At 37.1% G+C, this 13761-nt stretch carries 10 protein-coding genes; 8 read left to right on the plus strand and 2 right to left on the minus strand.

What is annotated here, in order from left to right; all coding sequences use genetic code 11:
- Window positions 1-38: 38 nt before the first annotated feature.
- The gene (locus tag AB3H93_RS01510) at window positions 39-1895 is read left to right on the plus strand and encodes an ATP-binding cassette domain-containing protein (RefSeq protein WP_368020016.1); all 1857 of its coding nucleotides are present in this window, start codon (window positions 39-41) and stop codon (window positions 1893-1895) included.
- A gap of 198 nt (window positions 1896-2093) precedes the next feature.
- Here AB3H93_RS01510 and AB3H93_RS01515 read toward each other — a convergent pair whose 3' ends face one another.
- Window positions 2094-3596 carry a helix-turn-helix domain-containing protein gene (locus AB3H93_RS01515; RefSeq protein WP_368020017.1) on the minus strand — a complete coding sequence of 501 codons (1503 nt, stop codon included), beginning with the start codon at window positions 3594-3596 and terminating at the stop codon, window positions 2094-2096.
- 205 nt (window positions 3597-3801) lie between these two features.
- Between AB3H93_RS01515 and AB3H93_RS01520 the strand changes: the two genes are divergently transcribed.
- Both AB3H93_RS01520 and AB3H93_RS01525 read left to right on the plus strand, forming a co-directional pair.
- A complete protein-coding gene (locus AB3H93_RS01520) occupies window positions 3802-5883 on the plus strand; it encodes a VWA domain-containing protein (protein ID WP_368020018.1) in 2082 nt (693 codons plus the stop codon).
- Window positions 5884-5986: 103 nt separating this feature from the next.
- On the plus strand, window positions 5987-6871 hold the full coding sequence (locus AB3H93_RS01525; protein ID WP_034699710.1) for a diacylglycerol kinase family protein: 885 nt from the start codon (window positions 5987-5989) through the stop codon (window positions 6869-6871).
- A 282-nt stretch (window positions 6872-7153) separates the two neighbouring features.
- Here the strand turns inward: AB3H93_RS01525 and AB3H93_RS01530 are convergent, their stop codons facing one another.
- Complete coding sequence (locus AB3H93_RS01530; RefSeq protein WP_081127794.1) at window positions 7154-7843, minus strand: N-acetylmannosamine-6-phosphate 2-epimerase; 690 nt, start codon at window positions 7841-7843, stop codon at window positions 7154-7156.
- Window positions 7844-8186: 343 nt separating this feature from the next.
- On the opposite strand from AB3H93_RS01530, the gene AB3H93_RS01535 reads away from it, so the two are divergent.
- The 5 genes from AB3H93_RS01535 (at window position 8187) to AB3H93_RS01555 (ending at window position 13748) form a co-directional block, all read left to right on the plus strand.
- Window positions 8187-9380, plus strand: a complete 1194-nt coding sequence (locus AB3H93_RS01535) for an MFS transporter (protein ID WP_368020019.1) — start codon at window positions 8187-8189, stop codon at window positions 9378-9380.
- 172 nt (window positions 9381-9552) lie between these two features.
- Entirely contained in the window at window positions 9553-9879 is a 327-nt protein-coding gene (locus AB3H93_RS01540) for a nucleotide pyrophosphohydrolase (RefSeq protein ID WP_010719940.1), read from the plus strand.
- Window positions 9880-9930: 51 nt separating this feature from the next.
- Window positions 9931-10653, plus strand: coding sequence for a class A sortase (locus AB3H93_RS01545; protein WP_010738352.1), 723 nt, complete (start codon window positions 9931-9933; stop codon window positions 10651-10653).
- Between the two features lie 254 nt (window positions 10654-10907).
- Window positions 10908-11759 (plus strand): BglG family transcription antiterminator LicT, encoded by an 852-nt coding sequence (licT, locus tag AB3H93_RS01550; protein ID WP_010738350.1) that lies wholly within the window; start codon window positions 10908-10910, stop codon window positions 11757-11759.
- 120 nt (window positions 11760-11879) lie between these two features.
- Complete coding sequence (locus AB3H93_RS01555) at window positions 11880-13748, plus strand: beta-glucoside-specific PTS transporter subunit IIABC (protein WP_368020020.1); 1869 nt, start codon at window positions 11880-11882, stop codon at window positions 13746-13748.
- Window positions 13749-13761: the final 13 nt, after the last annotated feature.

Here is a 13761-nt window from a genome sequence, read left to right on the forward strand (position 1 = left end):
AACTAATCCTATTCATAAAATGAAACAAGGTGATTCGAATGATTTACTTAAATAATGTCAGTAAAAAGTACAAAGATTTGGATATACTATTACATGCTAATTATCGATTTAAAGATGGTACGTTAACTTGTGTATTAGGAAATAGTGGAGCTGGTAAATCAACATTATTAAATTTAATAGCAGGCTTAGATATAGACTATGATGGGGAAATTGAAAATTTATGCTTTAAGGAAAAAAATTTATCAAATAAAAACTTGTCTAATTATAGATTCAACAATGTGGGATTTATTTTTCAAGATTATCATCTCTTAAATGGATATACAGTACTTGAAAATGTCATAATGGGGGCACATTTAGACTCTGAACTAACGAAAGAAAAGAAAATCGAAAAAGCATTGAATTTATTAACGGAACTGGGATTAAAAAACAAGGCAAATCAAATGGTCCGTGAGTTAAGCGGTGGTCAAAAACAAAGAGTTTCTATAGCGAGAGCCTTAATGAACGATCCTAAAATAATTCTTGCAGATGAACCAACGGCTGCTTTAGATGAATTAAATAGTGATGGTGTGATGAAGATACTAAAAAGGTTGGCAAGGAATCGAACCGTGATTGTTATTACACATAGTGAAAAAGTTTCAAAGTACGCCGATGAAATAGTCTGTTTAAAAAATCATACAATAGAAATAGTTAAAGAAAAAGAGCGATATGAATTAGACTATAGTAAGGAAAGTCAGACTTTCACAGCGAAAAAAGCTAAAGAGATTGTCCCAAAACTCAACTCAAAGTTACTTTTTTGGATAGCAATCAGGAATTTTAGAATACATTTTTTAAAAAATTTACTTGCTATCGTATTGATTTCATTAGGAACGGTCTCTTTTATTTCAACGTTAGGAATAAAAAATACAATAAAAAATGAAATACAGTCATTTAAAGAAAAAAATGATTACTATAGTAAAGGATCAATTGCTTTTTCAAAAAAGCCTTTATCTGAAGGGCTTACTTATTTACAAACATTACCAAACGTTAAGGATGTGTATTACCAATATAATCTCCAAAATATTAATCTTAAATATGATCATAAGAATAAACACTTAGATACTAAATCACCAACATTCATTTCTTCCAATCTTTCGATGATTTATGGGGACATGCCTAAAGATAATAGGAATGAAATCAGTCTATCTTTAAGTGTTGCCTCGTCTTTGAGTAAGAATATTAATCAATTAGTTGGAAAGTACGTTGACTTTGAATACTTTGATAAGGAGGGACAAAAACATAAAATAAAAATGAAAGTGAGTGGTATCTCAAACGATACTTTTGATAACTTTACAATGAGTACGAAGCTGGAAAAGAAAATTTATAAAGAAGTAGCTAAAGGTGAGGCTTCTGCTATAGCGTTTAGTGTGAAAAATTTTGAGGACATTCCCAAAATTCATTGCCTGCTGAAAAGTAAGGGGTACGATATATACACTAAGGAAAAAGACATTCGTGCTTTTAAAAATAGTTTTGCTGATACTATAAAGTTGTTTACCATATTATCCAATTTACTTTTACTCCTATTTATCTCTGTTAGTTTTATTATAATCTATCGAATTTCTATCACTAGATATTCTGAAGTTGGTATACTAAGTTGCTTAGGATATAGTACCAGAAATATCTCTAAGATATTGAGAAGAGAAACCGTTCTATTTTGTCTACTATCCATCTTATTTAGTAGTATATGGCTTCTTATTTTTAATACTGTATATAGCCAGAACTTTGGTTATAATCTAGAGTTTAATTTCCAACTAGGGATGCTTTTGTTGTTAGTAAATATTGGATTAGTTTTTGGCATAACTGGTTTTGTTAATTATCGATTGGTCAACCTATCACCTAGTCTGGCTTTAAAAAAATAAGATCTTTAACTTTAGAAATATAGTACTGACTAAGAGTCTGGGACATTCATCAGAAATAAATCTGAAGAATGTCCCAGTTTTTTTGCTTTTATTTCCCACAAATCTTAGGCTATTTTTATGAATTGAAAAAGTATAAATATGATCGAAGAAGTGTTATTCGCAGTTCAAATAATGAACATTCCATTTCTTCTGCTCTTACTACACCAGCTCTTCAAGTACTTGTTTGATTGCCAGCAGATCGGTTAATGTGACTTGGGCATTGATCAGTAAAACGGGGACGGTTTCAAAACTTTCTGTTAAAGGAGCGGTACTAAGGCAGAGATCATAGTCTTCGTTTTCGAAATGGCTGCGAATATCCAGATGGTAGTAGCTTTGAAAAGAAGACTCGATACGTTCTTTGATTGTTAAAGAAAGTGCCAAAGGTAAATCTGTTTCGAGTTTAAGGTTGATTTTTTTCATAAAGGTGGATGGTGGTGAAACCAAGGTCCAAGCAACCGCTACATGTAACGCAAGTCCTTTTCGTTTGCTATCTGAGGATGAGTAAAGATCAATTTGATCTAACAATTGTTCAGAACGCATCAAAAGGTTGGGAAAATTCTGCGAGACATAGTGCTGTAGATTATAGCCGGTCAAGGTATGGATCGTCTCTCCAAATAGTTCGACGGACAAAATTCCAGAAAGAATCGTTCGCAAAATCAAGTTCTTTTTTCTGGTAGACAATTGTTGAGAGTCTGTATCTTTCAGTAACAAATGGATGATTGCTTGCAAATAAGAACGATTTTGAACGTTTTCCTCTTGGATGGCAAAATAATCAGCTAACTGCTCTTTAGAAAAAGTGAGATCCAGATTTGATCGTAGCCACAAGAAAATAAAATGGCTCTCCATTGTTTCGAGTAAGAAGTGTTCACTCAACTCATCTGTCAGTTTTTTTAAGAGTGATGAATGCTGGTCCGTCAATTGTTGGAAGATTTCTTGGTCTTTAGGCGGTAGAACAGGAGCTAAAGTGATCATTTCAGCTGTTATTTTTTTGCCTTTTCTAAACCGAATAATCGTCACTGCTAGTACATAAGTAGTAATTTTTAGTTCAATCTCATTGAAAGGAATTTCATTGATTTCATAAAAGTGTCGGGCGAGCATTTCACATTTTTGTTGAGAAATACCTGGAAATGGCCAGTGAAGACCAGAAAAATTTTTCCAAAAAAAAGCAACCATAAAATAGCGAATACGAGGTTCATCACCGACTAAATAGAGCGTTCCTTTATTTTTTTTTACGGTAAACCCCAATGGCTGTAGTAGCGTTTCTAGTTCATAGCTTCGCTTTCGTACAGTAGATTCGGATAAATAATTCTCGTAGGCGAATTTGACTAGATTCACTTCATTTTCCAACAATAAAGTTTCAAATAAATTGAAAAAAGGATTTTCTTGTAATATTTTACGAATCACCGTTTTATAGTCTGTTTTGGTTCCTGTGAATTTATAGCCGAGACCATGTTTTGTATGAAAAATTGGTTCACGACTTTCATCTGTCATTAGGGAATGATTGCTTAGGACATCGTAATATTTGTAGATCGAACGCCGATCCATATTGAGGGCTTGGCTCATTTCTTCAATCGTTACAAAGCGCTTTTGATGATATAAAAAATGCAAAAGTTCGATTTCTTTTTTGACATCATTTCCAAAAAAATCATTGAATATTTCCATAAAAAAACTCCTAACCAAAGATTTCCCTCGATTCTTAGCTGTTACTTGATGCCATCTTATCATAAAAAGAGGATTTTAATGTATTCCAAATGTACATTTTTTTAGCTCAGAAAAGATTCCAGAAAATTTATACTAGCAATTGTTGAAAAAATTCTAAGGTTTTAATAAGAATGGGGAAATCTGTTGGTAGAAAAGGAGAGAAATGATGGGAACGAGAAAAGACAGCTATTTCAAGATAGTGATTTTATTCGTAGGATTAATGAGTATTTTACTGGGAATAGGGATGCAAAAATCATTTGCGGAGACGGTTGATTTTGCTTATACTGATTCTACGGGACAACGTTTAACAAATGGAATAGCAGTAGGGAATACCTATAATTATGATTATGGCCATGCACCAGAAGCCGTATTTGACGAAGAAAATTATGTTAATTACGCCGACCGTGCATATTTAAAAAAGAGTGTCACAGAAGATAGCAAGACACAAGGTTTATTTGACGTCACGTTAGATGTGAAAGGTAACCAGATCGGAACACCGATTGATTTAGTTTTGGTGATCGATTATTCTTCCTCCATGACTGGCGAAAAATTAACCAATGCTTTAATCGGATTACAACAATTTGGCAATGAATTAGCGGATTCGTTAGCTAATGGGAATATCCGCGTGGGGATCGTAGCATACAATCGAGAGGTTTATTCAACAAATGGTTTTTCAAGTAATATGAATGACTTAGAGAACTTCTTGAAATATACCGCTGAGTCACATTCGGGAACATTTATGCAAAAAGGATTATTAGCAGGGCAACGGTTATTATTGGAGAAAAGTCGGCCAGAAGCGGAAAAACTATTTATTCATATTGGTGATGACAGTGCCAATCGTAGTTATCTTCCAGTACAAGGAGCGAAAGAGTATCCAAATGAGGGAGAGATCATTGATTATAATGGCTACCATACCGATCGTTATATTCAAGATTTTCAAACTGATTCTGACAAATACTATACGACGAACAGTAACCCTTCTGATCCCAATGCAATTTCTGTTAGTAGTTCAATTGTGACAGATGCGACCTTAGGAACGATTGTTTCTCTCAAGCATTCGGGTTTTACCTGTTATTCGATAGCGACAGCACCTTCTGCTCGAGGGGAATATATTGGGCGAAACTTAGCTTCTAAACCGCAACAATACCTTACAACCGATGAAAATCTAAGCGGTTTGGGTTCTGCCTTAACAGAGATCGCCAACCAAATTGATAAAACGATTCCTAATGGTACGATCACTGATCCTATGGGGCAAGACATTTTACTCCAGGGAGCGGGTGAGTTTAATGAACGCTCCTATCAATTAGTCGGTTGGCGAAAAAATGAACAAGGAAATTGGGAACAAGCCAATGATGTAGTGGCTGATGTAGTTGTATCGGAAGCGAACCAAACGATTACGATTGCAAATATTGCATTAGGGGAAAATGAACGGCTTACGTGTACCTATCAAGTCCGTTTAAACACTGAAAATACTCATTTTAAAGGCGAAACTTGGTATTTGTGTAATGGACGGACAACGTTAGCACCAACAAATGAAAGTGAATTACTTGATTTTCCAATCCCTTCAATCAAGGCACCGACAACCACAATCCAAGTAGCAAAAAAATGGAAAAATGTAGCGGCATCCGAGATCCCAGAGACTATTGACTATGTGATTCGCAGGAGTTCGGTCGTTGATCCTACGAGTTGGCAAAGTTCAGCGGTGCTTTCTTTAAGAAAACAAGATAATTATCAAGCAACGATCAAGGAACTGCCAGTGGGAAACGAAAAAGCGGTCTTACCAAAATACAATAATCAAGGAGAAGACTTTACTTATCAAGTAGCGGAAGTGAATGTACCTGATGAATTTGAGAGTAACGTAACCAATAATGGCAATTCTTTTGTGATCACGAATACGAAAAAAACGACCGAACCAAGCACAACAGAACCAAGCACAACGGAACCAAGCACGACGGAGCCAAGCACAACGGAGCCAAGCACAACGGAACCAAGCACGACGGAGCCAAGCACGACGGAGCCAAGCACCACAGAATCAAGTATGACCGAATCAAGCGCCATCGACTTAAGAAACTCTGGACCAAGTACAACTAAAAAAGAGACGATGCTCCAGATTGCTTCTGAATCTTCGACTGATTCTGAAGCGGAACAGTTACCAAAAACAAATGAACATTCCTCATCCATTCTGGTCTTTCTGGGAACGATGATCGTCGGATCGGTGGGTTATTATTTGATTCGTAAAATAAGATAGCCAATCAGCTGGTGTAGCTCAGAATGTCTGAAACTAGATGTTCTGAGTTTTTTTGTGCTATAGTTTAGTCAAAGTCATGTTGTGAAACGAAGGGGGAAACAGGATGAAAAAAGCGTTGTTGGTCGTTAATCCAAGTTCTGGAGGAGAACAAGCACAAGAATATGAAAAACTGGCCCATCAAAAGTTAACCACGATGTTTGATGAAGTCGTTGTTCTTCATACGAAAAAAGCTGGAGATGCCAAGAATTTTACTCGAGAAGCAGCAGTGGATAGGTATCACAGCGTGTTTGTCATGGGTGGAGATGGTACTGTTAATGAAGGAATCAATGGGATCGCTGAACAAGCACATCGTCCAAATTTTGGTTTTATTCCGTTAGGGACAGTCAACGACTTAGCCCGTGCTTTAGGCATTCCACTAGAACCCGAAGAAGCTATCGCTCATCTTTCAATGGATGCGTTGCAACCATTAGATATTGGGAAAATCAATGACCAATATTTTATGAATGTCGTGGCGATCGGGACCATTCCTGAGTCAATCAATGATGTAGATCCAGAAAAGAAAACAAAATATGGCAAGTTTGCTTACTTTATCTCAGGAATCAAGCAATTGGCTGGAACTCAATCTTATAAATTCCAGTTAGTCATTGATGGGCAGGAAAAACAAATTGAAAGTAGTACATTGCTGGTAGGATTAACTAATTCAATTGGTGGTTTTGAAACATTGATACCTAATGCTAAAGTAAATGATGGCAAATTGCACTTGGTTTATTTAAAAGACACTTCATTGTTAGATACGTTAAAAACATTGCCTGATTTGTTAAAAGGTGTGGATTCTTCTACCGATCATCTGGCTTATCAAACCTGTGAAACGATCCAGATTGCTTTGGATGAAGACCAAGAATTGGCAACAAATGTGGATGGCGATGAAGGTGTCAAGCTGCCTGTCACACTAAAAGTTCTTCCTTCACATCTGATGATTTATTGTTGAGAAACCAGGGAGGATCAGCTTTCTATAACTGTTGATCTGAGTCATATCCTTTGTTTTGAACAGTAGGTCCCCCTGTCATCTGATGTCGATTTTAAGCGGATCTGAGAATCTGGTGAGACAGAGGCTGTGAATAAAGTTGGAATAATGAACTGAAAAACAGCCAGGATGAGGTTGAGGCAAATTTTGGCTCAGTCTCGTTCTGGCTGTTTTTGGTTAGTTCTATTTAGCTGATTTAGTTAGAAGGACGAAAAAGCATTTCTCCTGAAAAAATGAAGGAGTCTCTTAATCTAATGCTTCGATAAAGCGTTGAGCAATTTCTTGAGGGCGTGTGATCGCACCACCTACAACGATGCCAGCTACGCCTAGATCTTTGACTTGTTTGGCTTGTTGTGGCGTGTGGATCCGACCTTCTGCAATAACGCATATATCAGCTTGGATCAGTTCTTGGATGAGTGGGAGATCAGGACCAGCTTGTTTCACACTTTCTTCTGTATAGCCGCTTAAAGTTGTCCCCACAAAATCAACTCCTGCTTCGTAAGCATTCTTTCCTTCTTCAAAAGTGGCGATATCAGCCATCAATAATTGCTGTGGATATTTTTCTTTGACTTTAGCAATGAATTCATTGATGGTCAGACCATCGTGGCGTTTGCGTAAAGTACAATCCAAAGCGATAACTTCAACCCCTGTGGCTACTAGTTCATCAACTTCACGCATGGTTGCTGTGATAAATGGCGCTTCAGGAGGATAATCACGTTTAATGATACCGATGATCGGCAGGGCCACTTTTTCTTTGATCGCCATAATATCCCGTACTGAGTTCGCACGGATACCAACAGCTCCTGCTTTTTCAGCAGCTAAAGCAAAATAAGGCATCAAACTACCTTCTTCTGTATAAAAAGGTTCTCCAGGTAAGGCTTGGCAGGAAACGATCAGCCCACCAGCAATTTTTTCTAAGAATAATTGTTTGTCCATTCTGTTTTTCTCCTTTATAGTTTTTTTTCAGTTTCACAAAAACGTTTCGCAAAGAGCTAAGGCTATGCGGATGATAGCAAAAAAGTGATTACTTAGATAACGGTTATCTAAGATAAATTGCTTGATCAGACAAATAAGCGGTTTAGAAAAACGCTTTATTTTTTGATTACAAAATAAGTGTAGCGATTTCGTAATTATTGAGCAAGTGATAGTTCTCAAAAACAGCATAGATCAGTTGAGTGAATGAATTTACATAAAAAAACAAAAGTCCTTGCTTTTTTCTTAATTTTTATATATGATTTTAACAATTTAGGGTAAAAATGAAAGAAAAGGGGTAACAAAAATGACGAAGTATCAACGGAAGGTTTTATTAGCAACATCATCAGGGATTGCATTAGAGAATATGGATATCATGTTCCTAGCTTTTTCTTTATCTTCAATGATTGCAACTTTTCATATTAGTGGAACGCAAGCGGGAATGATTGCGACGATCACTAATCTGGGGATGCTCGTTGGAGGTGTTTTTTTTGGTCTGATGGCGGATAAATATGGTCGAGTAAAGGTGTTCTCTCAAACGGTTATCTTATTTTCAATTGCTTCATTATTGATGTATTTTTCTTCAACGATTTATTTAGTCTACTTGTTTCGGTTTATTGCCGGAATCGGGGCTGGGGGCGAGTATGGCGCTTGTATGTCTTTGATCTCTGAAACTTTTTCAAAAAAACAAATTGGACGAGCTTCGTCCATTGCTGGTATTGGAGCCCAAGTAGGCGCGGCTCTCGCTGCTATTTTGGCGGCAATCGTCATTCCATGGCTCGGGTGGCGCATGTTATATGTGATTGGTGTATTACCCGTATTATTAGTTTTAGTCATCCGACATGGTTTAAAAGAACCGGAGGCATTTCAAGCTGCGAAAGCAACTAAAAAGGCGACAAAGTTACGTAATCTATTTGAAACGAAACAACTTACTTGGCAGACGATTGGCTTGAGTATCATGGTGACTGTCCAAATTGCTGGTTATTTTGGTTTGATGAATTGGTTACCTTCGATCATGCAAGCACAACTAGGATTATCCGTTTCAGGTTCGTCTTTATGGATGGTGAGTACGATTGTGGGGATGTCATTAGGTATGTTGACTTTTGGGATCATCATGGATAAATTAGGTCCCAGAACAGCCTTTACTTTATTCTTGATTTGTTCAGCGCTCTCGGTCTTCTTACTCGTTTTAGCTCGTAGTCAATGGAGTTTAGTAGCAGCAGCGGTGGTTGTTGGTTACTTTATCAATGGCATGTATGGCGGCTATGGTGCAATCATTAGTAGCCTGTATCCTACTGAGATCCGTGCAACAGCCAATAACTTTATTATGAATTTAGGTAGAGCTGTAGGTGGATTTTCTTCGATCATTATTGGCTTTTTGATGGATCATTATCAATTATCTGCTGTGATTATTTTTCTAAGTAGTATTTATCTTGTCAGTCTAGTGGTCTTATGGACACTTACTGGTGTAAAAGAATTAAAATTCAGCTTACAAGAATAACATCCATTGGTGTAAGTTATCAGTGGATAAGTAACATTCGTTATCATTTTGCTTTATAAAAAGATCGTTAAATAAATACGTATATTTTATTTTATCTAGGTAAATATACTTATTTTCTATTAAAAACATGGTATGATTATTAGTAATCGAATAAAGAAATAGATGAATGTTCATGGATAGTATGGCGAAAGTCAATCAATTTAGAGACGAAAGAAATTGGCGACAATTTCATAACGAAAAAGATCTTGCAATTTCTATTTCCTTAGAAGCTTCTGAATTACTGGAGCTTTTTCAATGGAAGCAACCAGAAGAAGTGAAGGAAACTTCATTAGAGCGGATCAAAGAAGAACTGGCAGATGTCTTGATCTATTCTTACATGATGGCTGACAATTTACAGTTGGATCTTGATGAAATTATCGAAGAAAAATTAGCAAAAAATAAATTGAAATATCCAGTAGAAGCAAGTCGAGGACAACGAAAGAAATATACAGAACTTTAAGTGTGAAACTACAGGTTGCGTTTATTTTAGCTAAATAAGGGAGGCAAGTGAATGAAGGAAAAACCAAGCAAAGGTCGAGTAAAAAGATGGATCGCCAATTTTTTCTTATTTTTACTATTATTGGTTGGCTTAGCGTTAATTTTTAATGAACAGATCAAAGATTATTTTGTTAAAAATACCGGAGATAAATACGCAATTGCCAATGTGACAAAAGATGAAATCAAGAAAAACAACGAAAAAGAGGCAAGTTTTGATTTTGATGCAGTGGAGTCAATGAGTACGGAAAGTGTGTTGCGTGCCCAATTGAATCGAACGGACTTACCAGTTATTGGTAGTATTGCTGTTCCTTCTGTGGCAATCAATATCCCGATTTTTAGAGGTTTAGATAATGCGAACTTGCTGTATGGTGCGGGGACATTAGATCCTAATCAGCAAATGGGAAAAGGAAATTATGCTTTAGCGAGTCATCGTTCGAGCAATCCACAACTATTATTCACGCCACTAGAAAATTTATCATTAGGAGATAAAATCTATTTGGTAGATTTGGAAAATGTCTATACGTATAAAGCAACCTTTAAAGAAAAAGTGGCACCGACGGAGACCCAGCTGTTAAATATCCAAGAAGGAAAATCGCTCGTTACGTTGATTACGTGCGGAGATATGAATGCGGTGACTCGATTAGTCGTTCAAGGCGAATTAGAGAAGGTTACACCAATGAAAAAAGCGACGAAAGAAATGAAGGCAGCATTCAATATGGAAACACGAACATTTTAGACGAAAATAGTTAATGAAAAACCGACGATTGCTAGTTCGCTCGAGTAGCTAATAGTTTTCGTCGGTTTTTTAATTTCTCATTTTTACAATTACTAAAAAAAAAGTTGAAAAGGCTTGCAAAAATTAAAGAAGGGTGCTATGCTTGGTTCAGATAATCGATGGATTGTTACTGTTCGGCAGGCAAAACCAGAATTCAACCTAAAGTACAGGGGGATTCTAGGTTTTTTTATTTTTTTATGAGAGGGCGAGGGAAAATGGTTATTGAAAAAGTCTTAAATAATAACGTCGTCATTTCAAAAAACGAACGAGGTGAAGAGATTATCTGTATGGGCAAAGGCCTCGCGTTTCAAAAAAGACCTGGTGATAGGATTGATAAAACAGCAGTTCAAAAAGAATTTGTTTTAAAAGATTCCTTAGCAACCAATCAATTTCAACAGCTGATGGCGGATGTCCCATTAGAAGAAGTAGAATTAGTCAAACAGATCGTTGATGTGGCGGAAGAACGATTAGGCGTTTCGTTGTCGTCAAATATTTATTTGACATTGACCGATCATATCCATTATGCGATTTGTCGAGCGAACGAAAATATCCAGTTACCAAATCCGCTTCTTTTTGAAACGAAGAAATTTTATCCGAAAGAATACTTGGTGGCCAAAGAAGTATTGCAATTGATTCAGAGAAAAGTTGGAGTCAGTCTACCGATTGACGAGGCAGGATTTATCGCTTTTCATTTAGTGAATAGCCAACAAGGAAATGGGGATATGCAAGTCACGATGACTGCAACGACGATCGTTAGAGATATTCTCAGCATTATTAGTAAGTTTTTTGGTGTGACATTTGACGAGGAATCGTTGAATTACCAACGAATCATCACCCATTTACAATTTTTTACACAACGCTATTTAAAAGGCGAAAGTTCGGATGAGCAGGATGAATTTCTCTATGCGCTCGTTCAAGGGAAATATCCAAAAGCCTTTCGCTGTTCGGAACGGATCAATGACTATCTCTTAAAAACGCAACAGGAACCAATGGGAGTCGCAGAGCAAATCTATTTAACGATTCACATCCAACGTGTAGTGAGTGAAAAACAAAGTACCCAATCTTAAGGATTGTTACTGGTAAAGCAGGCAAAACCTAGATTGAAAAATAGGGCACGAATTTTCGTGACCGTTTTTTCAATCTAGGTTTTTTATTTGATTAAATCAACTAGAAAGAAGGAAAAGAAGATGGATAATCAAGCAGTTGGTAAAAGAGTATGGGAGGCAGTCGGAGGTGAAAAGAATGTCAATAGTTTAGTACATTGTGCGACACGTTTACGTTTCAAATTAAAAGATGAATCGGTCGCAGATACACAAAAGTTAAAACAGGATCCAGATGTGATTCAAGTAGTACAAAGTGGTGGTCAGTACCAAGTAGTTATCGGTAGTAATGTGGCTGACGTTTACCAAGCAATCGTTGATGAGCAAGGTCTGACAGATCAATCAGGAACAGAGGATCAGTCAAAAAATCCTTTGAATCGCTTGATTGATATTATTTCTAGTATTTTCACGCCATTTTTAGGCGCAATGGCAGCTGCAGGGATCTTAAAAGGATTTTTATCTTTGGCAACGGTGTTAGGGTGGCTTTCAGCGGATACTGGGGCTTACCAAATTCTATTTGCAACCGCAGATGGTGTCTTTACCTTTTTACCAGTGATGTTAGCTTTTACTGCAGCCAAAAAATTCAAAACGAACCAATTTTTATCTGTGGCAATTGCTATGGCGTTAGTTTATCCAGCAATCACGCAACTAGCTGGAGCTGGAGGGGCAGTGGATTTCTTTGGATTACCAATCGTGTTAGCTCAATCAGGTTACACATCTTCAGTGATTCCGATCATTTTGGCTGTTTGGGTCCAAAGCAAATTTGAACCGCTGGTGAAAAAAGTGATTCCACAATTTTTACAAATGATTTTTGTACCAATGATCGTTTTATTGGTGATGGTGCCATTAACTTTCTTACTGTTAGGTCCAATCGGGACAGTTATCGGTAATGGGTTAGGTAGTCTATTTAATTCGATTTACAGCTTTAGTCCATTAGTTGCGGGCTTGATTATGGGAAGTTTATGGCAAGTGTTCGTAATGTTTGGGATGCACTGGGGCTTTGTACCGATCATGTTCTTGAATATTGAACAATATGGGTTTGACGTCATGGTTCCAATGCTTTTACCAGCCGTTTTAGCTCAAGGTGGTGCAGCCTTAGCAGTGGCGATTCGGACCAAAGATACTAAGCTTCGTTCATTAGGTATTTCATCTACAATTACCTCACTTTTTGGCATTACGGAACCAACTGTTTATGGGGTAACTTTACCGTTAAAGAAACCGTTTGTCATTGCTTGTCTATCAGCCGGTATCGGAGGCGCAATGATTGGTTTTGCTGGTGGGAAAGCTTTCTCTAGCGGGTTAGTAAGCTTGTTAACGATCCCAACGTTTATTAGTACGAACCAAGCAGTTGAATCCAATGTGACCATGGCAATCCTTGCGACAGCTCTTTCATTTGTCTTAGCATTCGTAGGTACGCTGGTCGTTGGATTTGATGAAACCGTCCAAGATGAAAAACTAGAAACAAATCAACAAACAACAGCAGGTGACACGATTAGTTCTGCTCGACATAATCTAAAAAGTCCTTTAAGCGGGAAAGTCCTGCCATTATCTGATATTCCGGATAAAGTTTTCTCTTCTGGAGCGATGGGAAAAGGGCTTGCGATTGATCCGGAAAAAGGTGAATTGATTGCGCCAGCAGATGGGGAGATCACGACCATTTTTCCAACAGGTCATGCGGTTGGTTTAACAACGAAAGATGGAATTGAAATCTTGATGCATATCGGTATGGATACCGTTGAGCTTGAAGGACAAGGGTTTGAGATTTTTGTAAAACAAGGGGATCAAGTAAAAGCTGGTGATTTATTGGTTCGATTTGATATTGAAGCGATTAAAGCCGCTGGATACAGTGTGATCACGCCAATCGTTATTACAAATACGGAACATTTTGCTGATGTGTTGGAATTAAATCAAGAAGAACTGATTGCTAGTGAAGATTTTCTAGCAATTGTCAAATAAGGAGGAAATAGCA

This window comes from Enterococcus sp. C74 (assembly GCF_040887125.1).
In the GTDB taxonomy this organism is placed as follows: domain Bacteria; phylum Bacillota; class Bacilli; order Lactobacillales; family Enterococcaceae; genus Enterococcus_B; species Enterococcus_B hirae.

Bases quoted from the DNA above. Each gene is read 5' to 3' on its own strand.
- AB3H93_RS01525 (WP_034699710.1), top strand. From the start codon at position 5,987: ATGAAAAAAGCGTTGTTGGTCGTTAATCCAAGTTCTGGAGGAGAACAA.
- AB3H93_RS01540 (WP_010719940.1), top strand. From the start codon at position 9,553: ATGGATAGTATGGCGAAAGTCAATCAATTTAGAGACGAAAGAAATTGG.
- AB3H93_RS01545 (WP_010738352.1), top strand. From the start codon at position 9,931: ATGAAGGAAAAACCAAGCAAAGGTCGAGTAAAAAGATGGATCGCCAAT.
- AB3H93_RS01510 (WP_368020016.1), top strand. From the start codon at position 39: ATGATTTACTTAAATAATGTCAGTAAAAAGTACAAAGATTTGGATATA.
- AB3H93_RS01535 (WP_368020019.1), top strand. From the start codon at position 8,187: ATGACGAAGTATCAACGGAAGGTTTTATTAGCAACATCATCAGGGATT.
- licT (WP_010738350.1), top strand. From the start codon at position 10,908: ATGGTTATTGAAAAAGTCTTAAATAATAACGTCGTCATTTCAAAAAAC.
- AB3H93_RS01520 (WP_368020018.1), top strand. From the start codon at position 3,802: ATGGGAACGAGAAAAGACAGCTATTTCAAGATAGTGATTTTATTCGTA.
- AB3H93_RS01555 (WP_368020020.1), top strand. From the start codon at position 11,880: ATGGATAATCAAGCAGTTGGTAAAAGAGTATGGGAGGCAGTCGGAGGT.
- AB3H93_RS01530 (WP_081127794.1), bottom strand. From the start codon at position 7,843: ATGGACAAACAATTATTCTTAGAAAAAATTGCTGGTGGGCTGATCGTT.
- AB3H93_RS01515 (WP_368020017.1), bottom strand. From the start codon at position 3,596: ATGGAAATATTCAATGATTTTTTTGGAAATGATGTCAAAAAAGAAATC.